We start from the raw sequence: 17,679 nt of genomic DNA on the forward strand, positions 1-17,679 counted from the left end.
TTTAACTTGCATAGCGCAAGTCTTCAGCTTGTATCAGTAAGACCTGCTCTTCGCCGGCAGAAACTTCCATCCAGATAGCCGGTATTTGCGGGAAGGCTTTCTTGAAGTTCTCATACTCATTGCCAATCTCAAGCAAGATAGCGCCACGCTCGGATAGGTAGTCTGGCGCTGAAGCAATGATGCGTCTAATGATATCCATGCCATCGTCACCACCAGCCAAGGCAAGCTCTGGCTCAGCATGATATTCCGCTGGTAATGCATTCATTGAAGTGGCATTTACATATGGTGGGTTGCAGATGATGAGATCAAAGAGGTTATCTTCATTAGGTTCTGGCAATGCATCCCAAAGATCGCCATTCAATAGCTCAACTTGAGAGTCCAGGCTATGACGATCTACGTTGCGTGCCGCTACGGACAGTGCGGGCATGCTGATATCGCAAGCGCTCACATGAATATCTGGACATGAAAGAGCTAGGAGAATAGCTAAGGAGCCGTTGCCGGTACAAAGATCCAGTGCTTTGCCATCAGCTGGTAGCCAAGGCTCTAGCGAGCCATCAACAATAAGCTCTGCAATCCAAGAGCGAGGAACAATGCTTTGCTCGCCGCAGAAAAAAGGCACGCCCATGAGCCAAGCTTCACCTAGGATGTATGCAAGTGGCTTGCGAGTAGAGATTCTAATATCTGCAACAACTCCCGCTTGTCGTTGGAGCTCTGCTGAAATAGTGTCATCTAAGTGATCAAGAGCTTCTGTAGGGCTGAGATCAAGTTGTTTGCTGACAAGCCACAAGGCTTCGCTTTGTGCATCAATTGCCCCATGACCGTAATGCAGATTAGCTGCGTCAAGCTTTTGTGCAATCTGATCGATGCACTGGTTAACTGTAATTTGTTGCTGAGGCTCAGGGTCCATGATGGAAGAGGTCTTTTGAGAAAAGGGCGGCACGCAATTAAGCGACTAGGCAACTAAGTGCTTAGGCAATTAACTGCTCGAGAGTCTTGCGATAGATATTTTTGAGTGGCACTACATCATTGACGATCACGCACTCATCGATTTTATGGCTAGTTGCATTAAGCGGCCCAAACTCCACAACTTCTTTGCAGATCTTGGCGATGAAGCGGCCATCACTCGTACCGCCGGTGGTGGAGAGTTCTGTATCAATCTTAGTTTCTGCTTTGATAGCTGTGCGGAGTGCACCCGCTAATGCGCCGTCGCCTGTAATGAATGGGCTACCACCCAATACCCAGTCAATCTCAAAGTCGAGGCCAGCATTTTTGAGGATTTCCTCAAGACGCTCGCGAAGCTGTTCTGGATTGCTCTCGGTAGAGAAGCGGAAGTTAAAGTCAATTGTCAATTCACCGGGGATGACGTTATTCGCGCCAGTACCAGCATGTACATTCGAAATCTGAAAGCTTGTAGGCTGGAAATATTCATTACCTTTATCCCACTCGGTTTCTACTAATGCAGAAATTGCTGGTGCAGAAAGATGAATTGGGTTCTTGCCTAGGTGAGGGTAGGCGATATGCGCCTGAATACCTTTTACCTTGAGCTTGCCAGACAGAGATCCACGACGACCGTTTTTAATCATGTCGCCTAGTTGATCGACTGAAGTTGGTTCGCCGATCACGCAGTAATCCAAGCGCTGACCTTGTTTTTGCAGGCGGTCGCACATGATCACTGTGCCATCATTAGCAGGACCTTCTTCATCACTGGTAATCAAGAATGCAATAGAGCCTTCGTGATCTGGGTGTGCGGTTACAAATTCTTCCGTCGCCACTACAAAGCCCGCGAGTGAGGTTTTCATATCCGCAGCGCCACGACCGTAGAGCATGCCATCACGAATGGTTGGTGTAAAAGGATTGTTTGTCCATTTCTCTAGTGGGCCTGTGGGCACCACATCGGTATGACCAGCAAATACTAAGACCTTGCCTTGATCGCCTGCTTTACCTTTTTTGATTGCCCACAAGTTGGTTACCTGAAAATTTTCAGGACCACTCACCACACTCTCCGTATGAAAGCCAATCGCTTGTAGGCGCTTAGCGATTAAATCTTGGCAGCCACCATCAGCCGGGGTTACGGAATGACAGGAGATGAGAGCTTCGGTGAGCTCAAGTGTGGCGCTCATGTATTTAACTTAGTCGCGAAGTAATTCGTTAATCGCTGTCTTAGCTCTAGTTTGGGCATCAACCTTCTTCACAATGATCGCTGCGTAGAGACTGTACTTGCCACAAGCAGAAGGGAGTGAGCCTGGAACAACAACTGATCCAGCTGGAACGCGACCATAGTGAACTTCACCAGTTTCGCGATCGTAAATCTTGGTGCTTTGGCCAATGTAGACGCCCATGGACAAAACAGCGTTTTCTTCGATAACGACACCTTCAACCACCTCAGAGCGGGCGCCGATGAAGCAGTTATCTTCAATAATGACCGGACCAGCTTGGATTGGCTCCAATACACCGCCAATGCCAACGCCGCCAGAAAGGTGAACGTTTTTGCCGATCTGAGCGCAAGAACCTACTGTTGCCCAGGTATCTACCATGGAGCCTTCGCCTACATATGCGCCAATATTGACGTATGAAGGCATTAAAACAGCGTTTTTGCCAATAAATGACCCACGGCGGGCTACGGCAGGGGGTACAACGCGGAATCCACCGGCAGCAAAGTCAGCTGCAGTGTAGTTTTCAAACTTGCTAGGAACCTTGTCGTAGAACTGGGTATAGCCCCCAGCGCTCATAGGTTTATTGTCTTCCAGGCGGAAAGAGAGCAAAACAGCCTTCTTAACCCATTGATTTACCTCCCACTTACCGACATCGCGGCGCTCAGCCACGCGAATCGTGCCGGCATTAAGGCCTTCTAAGACCGCATTCACGGCATTACGGACATCGCCAGGGGCGCTATCTGGAGACAGGTTTGCGCGGTTTTCCCAGGCTTGTTCAATGATGTTTTGTGGTGATTGGCTCATGCTTTTTAGTTAACTATCAGATTGTTAAGGGATTTTGTCCCTGAGGGTAGATTTATCATTATATAGATGGGGCAAAAACGCGTCTAAGGACCGTTAAGCTTGCTATCATCTTCCCACTTTAGCTTTAATTTTTACCCCTTTATTTGAACCTCTTTTTTCCCTGCAAAGTACGCCGTGCAACTGAAATCCATCAAACTTTCCGGCTTTAAGTCTTTCGTAGACCCAACCCATTTTGAAATGCCTGGCCAATTGATTGGCGTTGTGGGTCCTAACGGTTGCGGAAAGTCGAACATTATTGACGCCGTCCGCTGGGTTTTGGGCGAATCCCGTGCCAGCGAATTGCGTGGCGAATCTATGCAGGACGTTATTTTTAATGGCTCGGGTTTGCGTAAACCATCTGGCCGCGCCAGTGTTGAACTCATTTTTGATAACACTGAAGGACGTGCTCAAGGTCAGTGGAGTGCATTTACAGAATTGGGTATCAAACGCGTTCTCACTCGCGATGGAAATTCAAGCTACTACGTGAATAACCAAGTGGTTCGTCGTAAAGATATTCAAGATATTTTCTTGGGCACCGGTATGGGTCCAAGAGGTTACGCCATTATTGGTCAGGGCACGATCAACCGAATCTTGGAAGCAAAGCCAGAAGAGTTGCGTGTGTTCTTGGAAGAGGCTGCTGGTGTTTCTAAATATAAAGAGCGTCGCAAAGAAACTGCATCGCGCTTAGAAGATACTGTAGAAAATTTAACGCGTGTTGAAGACATCTTGCGTGAACTTGATCAACAGTTAACCCGCTTAGAAAAACAAGCGACTGTTGCTGAGCGGCACGCCGAGCTTTCTACGCAAATGAAATCACAACAACAACTGTTGTGGTTTGTACGTCAAACTGAGGCTGGTAAAGAGCAAGAGCGTCATGCCAATGGTATCCGTGATACACAAGTTAACTTAGAAGAGCAGACCGCTAAGCTACGTCACGCCGAGGCTGAGCTTGAAACCATGCGTACACAGCAGTACGCATTGCAGGATAAGGTTTCACAAGCGCAAGGTGACTTGTATCAAACCAACTCTGATGTGAGTCAGGTTGAGGCGCAGATTCATTATGTGCAAGAAGCGCGTCAACGTTTGCAACAGCAAACCCAAGACTTGCAAGCGCAATTACAACGTTGGACTGTGCAAGAAACGGATGCAGCGCAAGCGCAACGCACTACCGAGCATGAATTATCTTTGGCTGCAGAAAAAGAGCAAACCTTATTGGCTGACTTAAATGGCTTGCAAGAGCAAATGCCAAGCCGCGAAGAGACTTATCAAAATGCTTCACGTGATTTAAATAATGCGCGTGACTCTTTGGCGACAATTGAACAACGTCTCGCCAGTTTGGGTGAGCGTCTGCGTTCAATCTCAGCACAATCGGATGAATTAAAAGGGCGCGAGAATCGACTGACTATTGAGTTGGATGGTTTGCGTCGTCCTGATGCTGAAGCTTTGCAAATGGCGATTGATCGTCAGGCTATGGCTGCTCGTAAAGTTGAAGAAGCTAAGCAACGCGCAGGCGAGACTCAACAACGTGTGCCAGCGGCTGACGAAGCGCGCAATGCTGCCCAGCAAAAAATACAAGAAGCCAATCAGAATTTGGCACAGACCGAAGCCAAGCTCACTGCGTTGACTGCCCTGCAGGCCAGCGTTCAGGCGCAAGGCAAGATTGGTCCTTGGTTAGAGAGTAAGGGTCTTAAAGAGAGCAAACGCCTCTGGCAAGAGCTCAAAGTGGAGAGTGGCTGGGAAGCTGCTTTGGAATCTGTATTACGTGAGCGTTTAGCTGCTGTTACGGCAAAGAGCGTGCAAGAAACATTGGCTTTAGCTAATGATGCGCCTCCAAGTCGCTTAGCTATTTTGCTTACTGAAGAAATTACACCAGCACACACTTCTGCTCCGGCAGACTTCACGCCGTTACTAAGCCGTGTGCAAAGTGCTGGTGCGCCAAGACTTACTTCAGTATTACAAGAATGGTTAGACAATATTTACATTGCGAGCAGTCTTGAAGATGCTTTGCATCGACGTGAAAAATTACCGGCTGGTGGTGCATTTGTTACTCAACAAGGCCACTTGGTAAGTCGTGTTGGCGTACAGCTTTATGCTGCTGACTCTGAGCAAGCTGGTATGTTGGCCCGTGCTCAAGAGATGGAAAGTCTCGAGAAGCAATTGCGCGCTCAACAACTTATGCAAAGCGAACTCAAGGGTGAGTTGGACCAGTGCGCAGCGAATTACCAGGCAGCGCATCAAGCGGCTGAGCAGGCTCGTGAGAATGCTGAACATGCAGTGCAAGAGGCGCATGGTTTTGAAGTAGAACGAATGCAGTTGACTCAAGCTGAAGAGCAATACAGTCAGCGTGCAGCGCAGATTCAGGGTGAGTTAAGCGAGTTGCGTCAGCAGATGGAGCAAATGACCCAAACTCAAGAGCAATCGGCTGCAGAGTTAAATGAGTCTGAAGAGTCAAAACAAGGCTTGCAAGAAGCCTTGCAAGTAGCTCAAGAAAAATTAGAGCGATCTACTGAAGAGCGTGATCGTTTACGTGAATCACTCCGTGCGGCTGAGATGGCTGCACAAGAAGCAGCTTTTGCAACACGCTCCTTACAGCAGCGTATTGCTGATTTACAGCGTGATCAAAGTACTGCTCGCACTCAGATTATGGAGATTCAGGATAAACATGATTCCGCATCTCAAGAGTTGGAGACTCTGAGTGATGAAGAGGCGCAAGATAAATTACAGGGCTTATTGTTAGCTCGCAGTGCTCGCGAAGCTGCTTTAGCAAATGCGCGCACCGAGCAAGATGCTTTATTGCATCAATTGCGTGAAGCGGATGAGTTACGTATGCAGGTTGAGCGTAGTTTGCAGCCAATGCGTGACAAAGTAGTTGACTTGCAATTGCGTGAGCAAGCTGCGCGTTTGAACTTCGAGCAATTTGCCACATTGTTATCTGATGCAGAGGCTGATCTCACGGCACTCGAGGCAAACTTCAGCGCAGATCTAAAGGTTGGCGCATTGCAGAGCGAAGTTAATCGTTTGAGTGCTGAGATTGCATCCCTAGGTCCAGTCAATATGGCTGCGTTAGATGAGTTATCAAGTTCTCGTGAGCGTAAGCAGTTCTTGGATGCTCAATCAGCTGACCTGAACGAAGCGATGCAGACTTTGACAGATGCGATTGCCAAGATTGATGCGGAAACTCGCGATCTCTTGCAAGGTACTTTTGATCAGGTCAATACCCACTTTGGCAAACTCTTCCCAGAATTGTTCGGTGGTGGTCATGCTGAGTTAGTAATGACTGGCGAAGAGATTTTGGATTCTGGAGTGCAGGTAATGGCTCAGCCTCCTGGCAAGAAGAACAGCTCTATTTACCTCCTCTCTGGTGGTGAAAAGGCATTGACTGCAATTGCCTTGGTGTTCTCGCTCTTCCTCTTGAACCCAGCCCCATTCTGCTTGCTTGATGAGGTTGACGCTCCTTTGGACGATGCAAATACCTTGCGTTATGCAAATCTAGTTGCCAAAATGTCTGATAAGACACAGTTTTTGTTTATCTCACACAACAAGATCACCATGGAAATCGCCAATCAATTAATTGGTGTCACGATGCAAGAGCAGGGCGTTTCCCGCATTGTTGCGGTGGACATTTCTTCTGCTGTTTCAATGGTAGAGGCCGCCTAAATGTATGTAGAACAAATCATGACGATGTTGGGTTTGTCTGATTTGCAATTGGCATTGGCGGTTATTGGGCTGCTGATCTTGATATCGGTAGCTGTCATCAATATCAAATACTCGCGCGCACGTCGTAAAGCGAAAGAGCTGAGCGAATATTCTTTGGATGATCGTTTTGCACGTGAGCCTAGCTTTGGCCAGGGATTTGCTGATGGTGATGCCGGACGCGCTGAACCTAGTTTCGGTGAGGCGATCACAACAATCTCCGCCCCAGAAAAGTTTGCTATTGATCCTCGTATTGATTGCGTCATTACCCTACGCTTTGACGAGGCTATCAGTGGCGCAGAGATTCTGGAAGAAATTCATGCTTGGGCTGATCTAGAAGCTCAATCGACTGCGCGCTGGATGTGCGAAGGTTTGAATGCTGATATTGACGCAGCCGAAGACTGGGAAGAAATTAAGGCTGAAGGTTCTTATTCAGAATTACAACTCGCGATCCAGTTGGCAAGCCGTAAGGGCCCAATTGGCGTTTTAGAGTTATCTGATTTTTGCTCCCGCGCTCAGGCGCTTGCGGAGACCTTGGGCTCACAAATCGATATGCCTAGTGTGAGCACCATGCTCGATAGCGCTAAAGAATTAGATGTAATGGCAGCAGAGAGTGATATTCAATTGAGTATTAATGTACTTTTTGATGAGCCATGTCCTTGGGGTAACTTCGATGCGCTGATGCGTCAACGTGGTTTCAAGTTGGCTCGCAATGGCCGTCAATACGAATATCAAAGCAAGGGTCTGGTGCTGTTCAATAGCAGCGACTTGGATCCTAATAGGTCCGTTACTCAAGTCACTCTATTGCTAGAAGTTCCTTTGGTCCCGCAAGAAGAGCGTGCATTTGAAAGAATGCTGGCTGAGGGAGTTGAGATTGCGCAAGCAGCTCATGGTCGCTTGGTTGATGACAATGGCATTAATTTAAGTGAAGCTGCAGTCATCAGCATTCGTCAGCACCTCGATATTCTCTATGCCAATCTTGAGAAATCTGGTATTCCTGCCGGATCTTCTACAGCTAGCAGACTATTTAGCTAGGAAATCACTTTGTCGTCTACTGGTCCGATAAATTTAGCGGAGCGTTACGCATTCTTGCAGGCAGAGCTTGCTCGCTTAGAGCATGCTTATTACGTTCTTGATAATCCGCTGCTACCCGATATTGAATATGATCGCCTCTATCGAGAATTGCTCGATATTGAGGCTGCTCATCCCGAGTGGATCACTCCAGAATCTTTATCCCAACGCGTAGGTGGGACAGCGCTAAAAGAGTTTGATTCCGTTACCCATGCAGTGCCCATGCTCTCTTTAAATAATGCCTTTGAAGATGCTGAACTCATTGCTTTTGATCGTCGTTGCCGTGAAGCGCTCCATACAGATCATGTGACTTATGCTGGTGAGCTCAAGTTTGATGGCCTAGCAATCTCCCTTCGCTATGAAAATGGCTCACTAGTTACAGCAGCTACTCGTGGTGATGGCGCAAGTGGTGAAGATGTCACCGCCAATATCAAAACGATTCGCGCTATTCCGCTCAAGCTCACTGGAAAGAATATTCCTCAGGTCTTAGAAGTTCGTGGTGAAGTCTTTATGTACCTCAAAGACTTCGAGAAGATGAATCGACAGGCTGCAGAGCTGGGTGAAAAAGAATTCGCCAATCCCCGCAATGCTGCAGCTGGCAGTCTTCGTCAATTGGATTCGAAGATCACCGCAAAAAGACCACTGTCTTTCTTTGCTTATGGCTTGGGCGCCCTAGAGCCGCAGTCTTGGTTGCCAAAAACCCATGAAGAATTGCTCAACGCATATGCAGACTTAGGCTTGCCAGTTTGCTCTGAGCGTAAGGTTTTGCATTCGGTAGAAGAGATCTTGGCCTTCTATAACGAGATTGGCGCTAAGCGGGATTCACTGCCGTATGACATTGATGGCGTTGTTTATAAAGTGAACTCATTTGCTGAACAAGCTAAGTTGGGTTTTGTTTCAAGAGCACCTAGATTTGCTCTGGCACACAAGTATCCAGCACAGGAAGCGCTTACAACCGTATTAGGCATTGATGTGCAAGTAGGGCGCACAGGTGCGATTACACCAGTAGCGCGGCTAGCTCCGGTAGAGGTTGGTGGCGTCACAGTTACTAACGCTACTTTGCATAATGAAGATGAAGTTAAACGTAAAGACGTACGTATTGGTGATACCGTTTCAGTACGTAGAGCAGGTGATGTGATTCCAGAAGTAGTTTCAGTCATCAAGGATCGTCGCCCCGCTAATGCTCAAGAGTTTCAAATGCCAACCCGCTGCCCTGTATGCGATTCACATATCGAGCGCTTGGCAGATGAAGCAGTGGCACGTTGTAGCGGAGGACTTTTCTGCGGCGCACAGCGTAAGCAGGCATTAATTCATTTTGCTCATAGAAGGGCACTCGATATTGAAGGTCTAGGCGAGAAAATTGTGGATCAACTCGTAGATCGCAACCTCGTTAGAACCCCTGCAGACCTCTATCGTCTGGGATTTACGGCTCTCGCAAACTTAGAGCGCATGGGTGAGAAGTCTGCTGATAATCTTATCCAGGCGATTAATCAATCCAGAAACACCACCTTAGCGAGATTTATCTTTGCCTTAGGTGTTCGCCACGTGGGTGAGACTACCGCCAAGGATTTGGCTAATCATTACCAATCGATGCATGCTCTTATGGATGCAAATCTCGAAGATCTTCTTGCGGTAAAAGATGTAGGCCCTGTTGTTGCGGACTCTATCACTAGCTTTATGCAAGAAGCCCATAACCGCGAAGTGATCGAGCAACTCTTGGCTTCTGGAATGCGGCTCGCCGTAGAAGAAAAAGTCATTAGTGCTGCCGTTGCAGGTAAAACTTTTGTTCTGACGGGTACATTCCCGACGATGACAAGAGATGAGGCAAAAGATCTCTTAGAAAAAGCGGGAGCTAAAGTAGCGGGATCGGTTTCTAAGAAAACCGACTATGTTGTTGCTGGTACCGATGCTGGCAGCAAGCTCACGAAAGCTGAAGAGTTAGGTGTACCGGTTATAGATGAGGCTTCAATGCTGGAGTTGTTGAAGTAAAAATTCTCTATCTACCTCTTATGAAAAAACGTTTACTTACATTGATCTGTGCGATTGCTCTTGGAGCGTCCTTGATATCCTGCGGTGGAGGTGGTGGTAACGGGAGTAGTGGCTCAAATCCTCAGGCCCTTACACCCTGGAACGGTTTATATGATGGACTAAACACCATATACCTTCCTTATGCTGACGGCCAAATTACTACCGCAGCAGTTCCAACCATATATGCCAAGATAGGCGATCATCCAAGTGCTGTGGCTTTTGGGATGGATACTGGATCAACTGGTACTGTTGTATCTCCAGAGTATTTCACTCGGGGCACGGGGGATACTCTTCAAGGTCTTGGTAGCGTTACATACAGCAGCAGCGGCATTGTCTGGAGCGGTGAAGTCTGGCGCACCAAGGTTTCCTTGATGTCTAGCTCGACCGAGGTTGTTGCCGAATCTTCGGTTGACGTCCTTATAGTTTCTGAGCAGACCTGCCTTGACCATGCAAGAGATTGCACACCAAAGCATTCTCCAACAGGGATTCATTTTATGGGCATTGGATTTAATTCTGGAACTGGATTTACTTGGCCTGCAAGCGTTGTGTCTGCGGCTGCCAACAACCCTTTTACTAACTTAACTTACGCAAAAAATGTTCCTTTAAGCACCGTTAGAAAGGGATGGCTACTAACCAATCAGGGTGTTTATCTGGGGATGTCTAGTGAGTTAACTAAAAATTTTGCATTTGTTAAGTTAGAGCAAAATCCAGCTACTGCAGGCTCTTTAATTCCACTGTGGCAAAGTGCGCCTGCGGCTGTTGGGGTTAATGGGGTCGTCAAGCAAGGTATTTCATTAGTAGATACTGGTGTTGGGGAGATGTTGATATCACCAGTTGCTGCCAACGGTTATCCATCTGGGAATATGCCGCTAGGCGTCTTAGTGGAAGTTTTATTTCCAATTCAATCGCAACCGCAGCCTGCCTATTACAAATTTGTAGTTACCAGCCCATCAAATCCTGGATTAAATCCAATGACGCCTGGAACAGTCATAATTTCTGAAGATACTTCTGGCATTGTATTTGTTAATACCGGAAGAAATTTCTTGCAAGGGTTTAATTATTTATATGATGGCGTCTCCGGTTATGTGGGTTATGGAGATAACGCGAACGACGCTGCTAATCTTTATAGAGCAATTGTCCCAACACAATAGATGTCAATGTCTCTAGGTATTTTCGATTCTATTGCTATTGAGGCGCTTAATACTAAGCATCAATGGCAATGCAACCAAATACTGGAATCTTCAGATCCATTTTCTCGTAGAACAAGTCAGGGTCACATTACCGCAAGCGGTTTGGTGATTAAGGAGGACCAAGTCCTGCTGATTTTTCATCCGTATATCAAGCGTTGGTTTCAACCGGGTGGACATATTGAAGAAGGCGATTCTCCAATTGACGCTGCAATTAGGGAGGTTTACGAAGAAACCGGTTATGTCTGTGAGCTGGACACTGACAATCAAGACCCAATTGATATTGATATTCACGAGATCCCTGAAAACCCCAAAAAGGGTGAGTGCGCTCATTTGCATATTGATCTACTTTATCGATTACGAGTGTTGCGACAAGAGCAATCTATGGAAGACATTGAATGCAAGTGGGTTACTTTTAGCGATATTGAAAGCATCCGCATTCAACGCGTTTTAGCTAAGTTAGTTTAAGCCCCCAAAGCCTCAAGTAATTCCGTCTCAAGCTGTATTTGTAACTTTGGATTCTTACCCAAGTTAGCAGCATCAAGAAGTAGTACGTCTTCCACTCGCTCACCAAGAGTATTGATGCGTGCTGTATGAATCGATACCTGATGTTTCGCTAATACTCTGGAGATCGTATAGAGAAGGCCGGTACGGTCACTTGCAGAGAGTGCCAGTGTGTAATAGCGGCCACGATCATCTGGAACCATGTGCACTCGTGGCTGAATTGGGAATGTACGGGATTGTCTTGAGAGGCGACCCATACTTGGGTTGGGCAGCGGCTCACTATTGGTTAGTGCAGCTGTGAGTTCAAACTCCACCAATTGAATGATGTCGCGATAGCTACCACCTTCGTCTACCAAGTTACTGCCAGAAATCTGGAAGGTATCTAGAGCATAGCCATGACGGGTCGTATGAATGCGTGCATCCCAAATCGAGAAGCCATGTCTTTCAAAGTAGGCACAGATTCTGGCAAACAGATCTTCTTGGTCTTTTACATAGACAGCTACTTGAAGGCCTTCGCCAATCGGAGAGAGTCTTGCTCTCACAATCGGTTGCTCACTATTGACCTTGTTATATAGGTGACGTGTGAGCCAGGCAATGTCGGAAGAGTCTTGTCTTAAGAAGAAAGCAACATCCAATTGTTTCCATAAGTCTTCGTAAGCATCATCATGAATGCCGTAAAGGCGCAATTTAGCTCTAGACTCTTCTTGATGCTGCGCCAACTCCGAAGAGGCATCTGGTTTTGCGCCACCCAATACTCTCAGTGTTGCGCGATACAAATCTTCTAAGAGTTTGCCTTTCCAGGCATTCCAAACTTTAGGGCTGGTGCCGCGCACATCAGCCACAGTCAGTAAATAAAGCGCAGTGAGGTGACGTTCGTCACCTACTTTTTTTGCAAATGCTCTCACTACATCTGGGTCTGTGATGTCTTGTTTCTGGGCTGTTTGGCTCATATTCAGATGTTCAGCTACCAGCCATACTAATAACTCGGTATCTTTCTTGTCCAGTCCATGTTCTTTAGCAAACTTACGCATGTCTGCTCTGCCCAGTTGTGAATGATCACCGCCACGTCCTTTGGCAATGTCATGGAAGAGCGCCGCAATAACGAGTAACCAAGGTTTCTCGAAGTGGGCAATGAGGCTGCTGCAGAAAGGAAACTCATGTGTATGTTCAACCACCATGAAGCGACGCACATTCCGCAACACCATCAAGATGTGTTGATCAACGGTATAGACATGAAATAAGTCATGCTGCATCTGTCCCACGATTCTTCTAAAGGCGGGCAGATAGCGACCAAGTACGCTGCTGCGATTCATGAGATGAAACGCACGACTTACGCCCTCAGGTTGCTTCAATATCTCAATAAAGAGCGCTCTATTAACCGGGTCAGAACGCCACTTACCATCCATCTTAGTTCTGGCGTTATAGAGTGCCCTGAAGATTGTTGCCGATAGACTTTTGACATTCGATGTTTGAGCAAATACTAAGAAGGTTCTCAGAATCTGTTCCGGATGTTTCTGAAAGAGCTGGGGGTCGGTAATGTCCAATACACCTTGGCGCTCAATGAAATGCTCATTGCCTTCACCAGGAATGGCAAGGATAGTTTTGGACTCTTGCGGAAAGAGGAGGGCCTCAATGTTTTGCAAGAGAACGTCATTCAACTGTGTAACCGCTTTAGCTGCCCAATAGTAGCGACGCATGATTGCTTCGCTGGCTTGACGTGAGGATTCTTCTGTAATGCCCATAGACGCTGCCAATGCCGCTTGCAAGTCAAAGGCCAGAACATCTTGCCTGCGCCCTGCCAGCAAATGTAAGTTGGTACGTAGAGTTTCCAGAAAACGCTGATTACGGTTTAGCTCAGTGAGCTCCCGTTGAGTGATAAGCCCGGCTTCATTGAGGTCCTTGAAGGTATTGCCCAGCAAAGCGGCTTTACTCACCCAAGAAATCACCTGTAAATCACGTAAACCGCCAGGGCTCTCTTTGCAATTAGGCTCCAAAGAATAGGGAGTATTCTGGTATTTGTAGTGACGCTGAATCTGCTCGGCTTGTTTTGCTTGGAAGAAGGCTTTTGGATCCATCGCCGCCTCAAAAGCTTTAGCAAAGTCTTTGAATAATGCCTTCTTGCCACAAATTAATCGCGCTTCTAAGAGCGAGGTGCGTACGGTAATGTCTTGTTCAGATTCGGAGATGCACTCAGCCACAGTTCTGACTGCAGAGCCAATTTCTAATCCAGTATCCCAGCAGCTTGCAACAAATTGCTCAACTTGTTTTGATAAGGCCCTGGCTTTTTCTTCCTCTGCTGGCAGCAGAATCAGAATATCAATATCGGAGTAGGGAAATAAAGCGCCTCTACCAAAACCACCGACCGCTACTAAGGTAGCTTCGTTAGTTAGGCCACAACTATTCCATAGGTGATCGAGGAGCTGGTCGCTTAGTTTGGAAAGTTGCTTAGTTAACTTACCAACTGCTTGTGTATTGCGAAACTCAGCGTAAGCCACCTCGCGGGCAGCACGTAGGCTAGCTGTATCAATAATTTTGCTGGCTGCCTGCGTATTGCTCATGGATTTAAGCGCTTGCTACTGAAGGTCTAAATGAAAGGCCCTTAACGCAATCTGGAGGAGGATTACTTCCCTCTGACCAAGTCAGCACTTCAACACCAGTTTTCGTAACTAAAAGGGTGTGTTCCCACTGGGCTGAGAGGCTGCGATCCTTTGTCTTCACAGTCCATTGATCAGGCATAGTGCGAATATCGCGCTTGCCAGCATTAATCATCGGCTCAATTGTGAACGTCATACCAGCTTCTAGTTTTTCACCAGTACCAGGTTTTCCATAGTGAAGAATTTGTGGATCTTGGTGAAACACTTTGCCAATGCCATGTCCGCAATATTCGCGTACAACTGAGTAACCTGCTTTTTCAGCATGCGTCTGAATCACGTGACCAATGTCACCTAATGATGCGCCTGGTTTAACTTGAGCAATACCAAGCCACATGCATTCAAAAGTAATTTGTGTGAGACGTTTTGCCATGACGGAAACTTCACCCACCATAAACATGCGACTGGTGTCGCCGTAGTAACCATCGGGAGTGATGACAGTAATGTCCAGATTGACAACATCACCCGTCTTGAGAACTTTTTCGCCAGGAATGCCGTGACAAATCACATCATTCACTGAGGTGCAAATTGATGCTGGAAAAGGAGGGTAGCCAGGAGGTTGATAGTTCAACGGCGCAGGAATGGTCTTTTGGACATCGCGCATATATTCATAGCAAATCCGATCCAGTTCACCCGTAGTGACTCCGGCTTTAACGTGGGGAGCCACATGATCTATCACTTCGCTGGCTAAGCGGCCGGCCTCGCGCATCCCAAGGATGTCTTTTTCTGCGTTAAATACACTATTCATGCCTTGATTATCAACGACTTGGGCAGTTTTAGTTTGCTTGAATTGCCTAAAATTTAGGCAAATATCCCATTTTTGGGGCTTCTGGAGGGTATTTTGAGGGTAGGCCTCCCTTCTTGCCTGGGGGTAAAGGTGGCTAGAGCATTGATATTTAAGCTATAATTTTGGTCTCAGGTCTATTTTGGACTTGAAATCGCGAGTTGAGCCTTCCAGGGTGGCGTTTTTTAGCGCAGCTAGGACTCAACTTTAGAAACAACCCTTAGGAGAAGTTATGTCAGTAACTATGCGTCAAATGCTGGAAGCCGGTTGCCATTTTGGTCACCAAACCCGTTTCTGGTCCCCAAGAATGGCCCCTTACATTTTCGGCCATCGCAACAAAATCCACATCATCAACTTAGAAAAAACATTGCCAATGTTTCAGGACGCCCTGAAATTTGCAAAACAAGTTGCTGCTAATCGTGGCACGATTTTATTTGTTGGTACTAAGCGTCAATCACGCGAGATCATTGCTGAAGAAGCTGCTCGTGCTGGTATGCCTTACATCGACAGCCGTTGGTTGGGCGGTACGCTCACCAACTTCAAAACTGTTAAAGGTTCCCTCAAGCGTTTGAAAGACATGGCAGTTGCTAAAGAAGCTGGTGACTGGGAAAAGCTTTCTAAGAAAGAAGCTTTGACTAATGACCGTGATCTCGACAAGTTGCAAAAAGCACTTGGCGGTATTCAAGATTTGAACGGTGTTCCTGATGCGATTTTCGTAGTGGACGTTGGCTATCACAAGATTGCTATTACAGAAGCTAACAAGCTTGGTATTCCAGTCATTGCTGTTGTTGATACCAACCACTCACCAGAAGGTGTTGATTACATCATCCCTGGTAACGATGACTCCAGCAAAGCAGTTCTTCTCTACGCTCGCGGTATTGCTGATGCAATCCTCGAAGGTAAAGCTAACTCTGTTCAAGAAATCTTGACAGCAGTTAAAGAAGGCGAAGAAGAGTTCGTTGAAGAAGGGAAAGCTGAATAATGGCCGCTATTACCGCTGCAATGGTTGGCGAGTTACGCGCCAAAACTGATGCTCCGATGATGGAGTGTAAAAAGGCTTTGACTGAGGCTGATGGTGATATGGCTCGCGCAGAAGAAATTCTGCGCGTTAAGCTTGGTAGCAAAGCTGGTAAAGCGGCTTCACGTGTAACGGCTGAAGGTATTGTTGCAGCTTCTATCAATGGCGCTACTGGTGCATTGTTGGAAGTGAACTGCGAAACCGATTTCGTTTCTAAGAACGATGACTTCTTGGCATTTACAGATGCGTGCGTTAAGTTGGTTGCTGAAAAGAACCCGGCTGACGTTGCTGCATTGTTGGCCTTGCCAATGAATGGCCAAACTGTTGATGAAGTTCGTAGCGCATTGATCGGTAAGATCGGCGAGAACATCATGCCACGTCGCTTCAAGCGTTTCGCTGGTAGCAACAAGTTGGTTTCTTACCTCCATGGCACTCGTATTGGTGTAGTGGTTGAGTTCGAAGGCGATGACACTGCTGCTAAAGACGTTGCAATGCACATTGCTGCGATGAAGCCAGTGGCTTTGTCCATGGCTGATGTTCCTGCTGAAGCAATTGCTATTGAGCGTAGCGTTGCTGTTCAAAAAGCTGCTGAATCTGGCAAACCACCAGAAATCGTTGAAAAGATGGTTGAAGGTTCTATTCAGAAGTACCTCAAAGAGGTTTCTTTGTTGAACCAGACATTCGTTAAGAACGACAAGCAAACTGTTGAGCAAATGCTCAAGGCTGCAAATACAACAATCAAGGGTTTCACCATGTTTGTTGTAGGCGAGGGCATTGAGAAGCGTCAAGACGACTTTGCGGCTGAAGTGGCTGCACAGGTAGCTGCCGCCTCTAAAGCAACTGCTTAATTAGCCAGTTTGGGGCTTGCCCCAGAGCTTAGTTATACCCAAAAGGGCATAGAAACCTTAGTTTCTGTGCCCTTTTCTTTGATCCCTCCCAAGCCCTTTATAATTTGGCTGAGATATTAAAAAGTGCTTAAAGATCAATAAGCTAAGTAAGTAAATTACTTGGCAAATTACGGAAAATAAAAAAGATGCCAGCCTACAAACGAGTCCTCCTAAAACTATCTGGTGAAGCCCTTATGGGTGATGATGCTTTTGGCATTAATCCAATAACCATTGATTCCATGGTGAAAGAGATAGCTGATGTAGTAAACAGTGGCGTGCAGTTAGCTATTGTTATCGGCGGCGGAAATATTTTCCGCGGCGTTGCAGGAGGTGCTGCTGGCATGGATCGTGCAACAGCCGATTACATGGGTATGTTGGCAACTATGATGAATTCTCTGGCATTGCAAGATGCACTCCGCCAAAAAGGCGTTGAAGCGCGTGTGCAATCCGCTCTTCGTATGGATCAAGTGGTTGAGCCTTACATTCGTCCACGCGCTATTCGTGCGATGGGTGAGGGCAAAGTAGTCATCTTTGCTGCTGGAACTGGAAATCCATTCTTTACCACCGACACCGCAGCCGCATTGCGTGGGGCGGAGATGGGTGTTGAGATTATGCTCAAAGCAACTAAGGTGGATGGTATCTACAGCGCGGATCCGGTAAAAGATCCAAGCGCAACTTTATATAAAACGATTACGTTTGACGAAGCATTAATCAAGAATCTACAGGTCATGGATGCAACTGCTTTTGCATTGTGTCGTGATCGCAAATTACCAATCAAAGTATTTTCAATTCTCAAGCCAGGCGCATTAATGCGTGTAGTGCAAGGTGAACCTGAAGGTACTTTGGTTCACGTTTAAGGT

Annotated in this window: 13 protein-coding genes; 8 read left to right on the forward strand and 5 right to left on the reverse strand. The window is 46.9% G+C overall.

Annotation, left to right across the window (positions count from 1 at the left end):
- Position 1: 1 nt before the first annotated feature.
- The 3 genes from prmB to dapD all read right to left on the reverse strand — a co-directional run bounded on the left by prmB (position 2) and on the right by dapD (position 2,957).
- Entirely contained in the window at positions 2–907 is a 906-nt protein-coding gene (gene prmB / locus ICN18_RS05275) for a 50S ribosomal protein L3 N(5)-glutamine methyltransferase (RefSeq protein ID WP_216189487.1), read from the reverse strand.
- Positions 908–968: 61 nt separating this feature from the next.
- Positions 969–2,120: a succinyl-diaminopimelate desuccinylase gene (gene dapE / locus ICN18_RS05280; RefSeq protein ID WP_216189392.1), complete on the reverse strand. Its 1,152-nt coding sequence runs from the start codon at positions 2,118–2,120 to the stop codon at positions 969–971.
- Between the two features lie 9 nt (positions 2,121–2,129).
- Positions 2,130–2,957: a 2,3,4,5-tetrahydropyridine-2,6-dicarboxylate N-succinyltransferase gene (gene dapD, locus ICN18_RS05285; protein ID WP_216189393.1), complete on the reverse strand. Its 828-nt coding sequence runs from the start codon at positions 2,955–2,957 to the stop codon at positions 2,130–2,132.
- Between the two features lie 174 nt (positions 2,958–3,131).
- Between dapD and smc the strand changes: the two genes are divergently transcribed.
- From smc to ICN18_RS05310, 5 genes are read left to right on the forward strand one after another with little or no spacing between them, the layout of a single operon-like run.
- Positions 3,132–6,653, forward strand: a complete 3,522-nt coding sequence (gene smc, locus ICN18_RS05290; RefSeq protein WP_216189394.1) for a chromosome segregation protein SMC — start codon at positions 3,132–3,134, stop codon at positions 6,651–6,653.
- The gene (locus ICN18_RS05295) at positions 6,654–7,724 is read left to right on the forward strand and encodes a cell division protein ZipA C-terminal FtsZ-binding domain-containing protein (protein WP_255532074.1); all 1,071 of its coding nucleotides are present in this window, start codon (positions 6,654–6,656) and stop codon (positions 7,722–7,724) included. It abuts the gene before it with no gap.
- A gap of 9 nt (positions 7,725–7,733) precedes the next feature.
- The gene (gene ligA, locus ICN18_RS05300; protein ID WP_216189395.1) at positions 7,734–9,749 is read left to right on the forward strand and encodes an NAD-dependent DNA ligase LigA; all 2,016 of its coding nucleotides are present in this window, start codon (positions 7,734–7,736) and stop codon (positions 9,747–9,749) included.
- A 20-nt stretch (positions 9,750–9,769) separates the two neighbouring features.
- Positions 9,770–10,939 (forward strand): hypothetical protein, encoded by a 1,170-nt coding sequence (locus ICN18_RS05305; RefSeq protein WP_216189396.1) that lies wholly within the window; start codon positions 9,770–9,772, stop codon positions 10,937–10,939.
- Positions 10,940–11,443: an NUDIX hydrolase gene (locus tag ICN18_RS05310; protein ID WP_255532075.1), complete on the forward strand. Its 504-nt coding sequence runs from the start codon at positions 10,940–10,942 to the stop codon at positions 11,441–11,443.
- On the opposite strand, the gene ICN18_RS05315 is transcribed toward ICN18_RS05310, so the two are convergent.
- A complete protein-coding gene (locus tag ICN18_RS05315) occupies positions 11,440–14,037 on the reverse strand; it encodes a [protein-PII] uridylyltransferase (protein WP_216189397.1) in 2,598 nt (865 codons plus the stop codon). The two genes, ICN18_RS05310 and ICN18_RS05315, sit on opposite strands and share 4 nt — an antisense overlap.
- A gap of 4 nt (positions 14,038–14,041) precedes the next feature.
- Positions 14,042–14,941 (reverse strand): type I methionyl aminopeptidase, encoded by a 900-nt coding sequence (gene map / locus ICN18_RS05320; protein WP_216189490.1) that lies wholly within the window; start codon positions 14,939–14,941, stop codon positions 14,042–14,044.
- Positions 14,942–15,146: 205 nt separating this feature from the next.
- On the opposite strand from map, the gene rpsB reads away from it, so the two are divergent.
- The 3 genes from rpsB to pyrH all read left to right on the forward strand — a co-directional run bounded on the left by rpsB (position 15,147) and on the right by pyrH (position 17,676).
- Entirely contained in the window at positions 15,147–15,896 is a 750-nt protein-coding gene (rpsB, locus tag ICN18_RS05325; protein WP_216189398.1) for a 30S ribosomal protein S2, read from the forward strand.
- Positions 15,896–16,780 (forward strand): translation elongation factor Ts, encoded by an 885-nt coding sequence (tsf, locus tag ICN18_RS05330; protein ID WP_216189399.1) that lies wholly within the window; start codon positions 15,896–15,898, stop codon positions 16,778–16,780. Before rpsB ends, tsf begins: the two co-directional genes overlap by 1 nt.
- A gap of 185 nt (positions 16,781–16,965) precedes the next feature.
- Positions 16,966–17,676, forward strand: a complete 711-nt coding sequence (pyrH, locus tag ICN18_RS05335) for a UMP kinase (RefSeq protein ID WP_216189400.1) — start codon at positions 16,966–16,968, stop codon at positions 17,674–17,676.
- The last annotated feature ends 3 nt before the right edge of the window (positions 17,677–17,679 follow it).

It is taken from the genome of Polynucleobacter parvulilacunae (assembly GCF_018881715.1).
Classification (GTDB): Bacteria; Pseudomonadota; Gammaproteobacteria; order Burkholderiales; family Burkholderiaceae; genus Polynucleobacter; species Polynucleobacter parvulilacunae.

Excerpts from the sequence above, each read along its gene's own strand:
- prmB (WP_216189487.1), bottom strand. The coding sequence starts at position 907 with ATGGACCCTGAGCCTCAGCAACAAATTACAGTTAACCAGTGCATCGAT.
- dapE (WP_216189392.1), bottom strand. The coding sequence starts at position 2,120 with ATGAGCGCCACACTTGAGCTCACCGAAGCTCTCATCTCCTGTCATTCC.
- dapD (WP_216189393.1), bottom strand. The coding sequence starts at position 2,957 with ATGAGCCAATCACCACAAAACATCATTGAACAAGCCTGGGAAAACCGC.
- ICN18_RS05295 (WP_255532074.1), top strand. The coding sequence starts at position 6,654 with ATGTATGTAGAACAAATCATGACGATGTTGGGTTTGTCTGATTTGCAA.
- ICN18_RS05305 (WP_216189396.1), top strand. The coding sequence starts at position 9,770 with ATGAAAAAACGTTTACTTACATTGATCTGTGCGATTGCTCTTGGAGCG.
- ICN18_RS05310 (WP_255532075.1), top strand. The coding sequence starts at position 10,940 with ATGTCAATGTCTCTAGGTATTTTCGATTCTATTGCTATTGAGGCGCTT.
- ICN18_RS05315 (WP_216189397.1), bottom strand. The coding sequence starts at position 14,037 with ATGAGCAATACGCAGGCAGCCAGCAAAATTATTGATACAGCTAGCCTA.
- rpsB (WP_216189398.1), top strand. The coding sequence starts at position 15,147 with ATGTCAGTAACTATGCGTCAAATGCTGGAAGCCGGTTGCCATTTTGGT.
- tsf (WP_216189399.1), top strand. The coding sequence starts at position 15,896 with ATGGCCGCTATTACCGCTGCAATGGTTGGCGAGTTACGCGCCAAAACT.
- pyrH (WP_216189400.1), top strand. The coding sequence starts at position 16,966 with ATGCCAGCCTACAAACGAGTCCTCCTAAAACTATCTGGTGAAGCCCTT.